The organism is Oleiphilus sp. HI0117 (genome assembly GCF_001635235.1).
Genome location: NZ_LWGA01000991.1, coordinates 1 through 1,840 on the forward strand (window position 1 = coordinate 1; position 1,840 = coordinate 1,840).

At 40.5% G+C, this 1,840-nt stretch carries 2 protein-coding genes; one reads left to right on the forward strand and one right to left on the reverse strand.

The genetic code is table 11. The annotated features are described in order from the left end of the window. Window positions 1-588 (forward strand): GGDEF domain-containing protein (locus A3757_RS17895; RefSeq protein WP_231878312.1); only part of this gene is annotated, 588 nt, incomplete at its 5' end. Window positions 589-1,012: 424 nt separating this feature from the next. Here A3757_RS17895 and A3757_RS17900 read toward each other — a convergent pair. Further along, on the reverse strand, window positions 1,013-1,840 hold an 828-nt coding region (locus tag A3757_RS17900; protein ID WP_231878313.1), incomplete at its 5' end, for a lipase secretion chaperone.

The window sequence follows — 1,840 nt, forward strand, 5'->3', positions numbered from 1 at the left end:
CACACTACTTACTGGTCACTTCTTGACTGCTCCAATAGAGACAAGTTGTATCAAGAACTCATTGAAACAAAAGAACTACTAGAAAAACAAAGTCAGGAACTTCTAGAAATGGCAACAATAGATCCTCTCACGGGTTTATTAAATAGAAGAGAGCTTAATAACCGATCAGGTAGGCTATTTTCTCAAGCTCAGAGAAACAAGTCATCAGTTGCGCTGATGATCATAGATATAGATTACTTTAAAAACATTAATGACACTTATGGGCATGCTTTTGGAGATGATGTTTTGCAGCACTTAGGCAAAACTCTACTCAAAAGTCACAGAGAGCATGATGTCGTTGCACGATATGGGGGAGAAGAGTTTGTTTTAGTTTTACCCGACATTGATGATGCAAACGCATTAAACATTGCTGAAAAAATTCGGTGCGATATTGAAACAACAAAGATTAATGGTGTTAATATCACCGTCAGCATTGGTGTAAGTATAAATAAAGATAATAAAAATGAATTCGATGTCTTATTTAAGGAAGCTGATTCAGCGCTATTTAAGGCGAAAAAAAATGGGCGAAATAGGGCAATACTATACTGAATATGTCACTGTATTCTAAGTTATTAGACGGGCACTTAACTTCTAGAGCGCTCGATATAGTAGTTTCCCTTTTCGCTCACAACTGGCGATTTTCTGATATTTAAATATGATCGCTTTTAACAAAAAGAAATGGGTATTCCTGCAATACTAAAAGGCCGCTTTTGCTCAAAAGCCAGCATTGACTCAAGATTCAAACTGGCTGTTTTACCCCTATCTAGATAAACCATCTGAACGACGAGTTTGCGGACTTTTTTGCCTGTGGGTGTTGAATTGCTATGCCGAGTGCCCCATTTTCGTCTGTAAGATCGAATTCTGTCTATCACGACCTTTATCGCGCCAGATCGAACCTTTTGGCTACAAGTACGTAACAGTATACCATTCTGGACTGAGCCCTTTAATTGTCCATTTCAATTCGAATTGGCACCTATGGAAGCCTGTCATCACTCATCAGAGCACTAACGCGCTTACGCTCTGTTTCATCAAAGTGATAGGCCAACAGTTCAGAAATGGATTGCTCCTTATCTTGTTCACTTAAGCTAGAATCTAAGACAGTTTTTCGCTCAGCGGAAAAGCTGCTAAGTCTCTGCGACCATTGCGCTCGACGTTTGTCTAAATCGGCTAGCGCTGCCGCAGCCTCACTCCCTAGCATGTTCTCCCGCAGCTGATACACTTCGCTAGCGGGCGCATTATCGGCTTTCATTTTTCTAACTTGTTCTGATAGCAATGCATGTTGCTGAGCGCGCTGCCTCGTTGCTCTAATGTCCTCTGGTAGTTCAAGGCTCGCTATCTCTATATGTTGTTGTTTTTCTGTTGCTGTTAGTGTTTCATCACTGTTGATTTTTAACTGCTGAATCAAGAACCTGTTCTGGATATCTTCAGAAGCAAAGAATGCTTCATATTCAACTTGATCAAAGAAGCGCTCTCTGTAGGTCTTAATCTCAGACTGCTGAGCTATCAGTTTATCGACCATATTTACTCCCGAATCGTATACAACAAAACCCTGCTGAAGCTCCTCGATACCGATTTTGTAGTCAATATAACGTTTAAGTAGGTCCAGAGCTTGTGAACGAGCCGGTTCGCTTAGCTCTGCTTTAATAGTTTCTTGGATTGAAGCAATAACCTGCTCTAGTTCATACTCTCCAAGAGTAGATAGGAAATATTCGAACATATCTTTAAGACCTTCATCAGCCAGCAAGTTCTGACTTTCATCAACACTTAAGTTGTGATTCACATCAGTTCCCGCGAGTGATGA